This is a genomic window from Microcoleus sp. Z1_B2 (genome assembly GCF_036700325.1).
GTDB lineage: Bacteria > Cyanobacteriota > Cyanobacteriia > Cyanobacteriales > Microcoleaceae > Microcoleus.
The window spans coordinates 1-1,188 of the sequence record NZ_JAUBOQ010000117.1; the positions used below are offsets into that span (position 1 = coordinate 1).

The 1,188-nt window shown below is 44.4% G+C and carries 1 protein-coding gene; it reads right to left on the bottom strand.

Translation table 11 applies throughout. The features are described from left to right. Positions 1-31 precede the first annotated feature (31 nt). A protein-coding gene (locus QT984_RS29695) for an ISKra4 family transposase (RefSeq protein ID WP_333058678.1) occupies positions 32-1,095 on the bottom strand; the annotation gives its coding sequence in 2 pieces (ribosomal slippage) (positions 32-942 and positions 942-1,095; 1,065 coding nt in all). Positions 1,096-1,188 lie beyond the last annotated feature (93 nt).

Genomic DNA, 1,188 nt, shown 5'->3' on the forward strand with positions numbered 1-1,188 from the left:
TGGGAGCATCCCGGTTTTGCGCTTTTGATCATCAAACGGATATTGATCCGTTAAGGTAGGCGCACCGAAGCTTAAGCATTTGATTAACATTTTTCATCAACCACTGCGCTCCTGAAATTTTCAACCTTCTATCAATTTGTTTTACTGCCGACTCTACAGCTCCGGAACCGATCGAGCAAACCTTTTGTGTTGACAATTGCTCGTAGTTAACAATCCGCCGACGATGCTTCTCCAAATAAGCACAAAAGTTCTGGGCTTGTTTTTGACGGCAAGACTTAAATAAATTGATGGTTTCCTCGACTCGTCCTTGCCACAGAAACTCCTTACCCTGCGCCCGACGCTTCAACGAGCCACCGACCTTACATAGATTTTCAACTAAGTGATACCAATCTAAAATTTCCCGCCGCGCCCCGTCAGGATTCAACTGGACAATAATATTCCAAATGCCATCATGACCATCCCCCAAACAGGTTAGTACCTCTGATAAAGGCTGACTGTTCACATAATTAATTAACGCTTGATTGTCAAGAAAAAATGCCCCGTAATAACTGTCGTGCAGTCGCACAGCCTTATAGTCAAGCCAGTGACTGCCCTCTCCCTCTTCTTTTCTCAGACGCACTTTCCCCCCATCCACACTGGTTTCCTTTACCTCCGAAGTAGCTATTCTGGACGCCCATTCTTGCTTTTCCACTAATCGGTGTAAACAAGTGTGACCTATATGCACTCCCGTCTGGGCTTCTATTTCACTCTCAGCTTTCTCATAAGAGAGATTAGCCACCTGACGGAGGCAGCATTTTTCAAATAATGGAGCTAAACGAGTAGATTTTTTGACTCCCAATTTTTCGGCTTGTTTTTCAGTAATTATTAGCTTACCAATGCAACTTTTTACTGTGCGAGACCGTCCTGATTCTGTTCCTGTTGCCTGTTTGATAAAAAAAAACCAACCTCGGGCCCGACTAATTCTAGCCATTGCTCTCGAATATGCTTTTCGATTGTTTCCAGACTTGATAATTCTGAGACCGGAGTATTTGTGTACATAATCTCGGCAATCTCAGCAGCACAAGCTTTTAAACGCTCCTTCTGTTCAGGGGTCATAGCCACTCCTCCTACAAATGCAGTTCACGCTTCCGTTGACGCTCTACCTATTATCCTCTCTGGATAGCACTTTTACAAAATCGGGATGCTCCC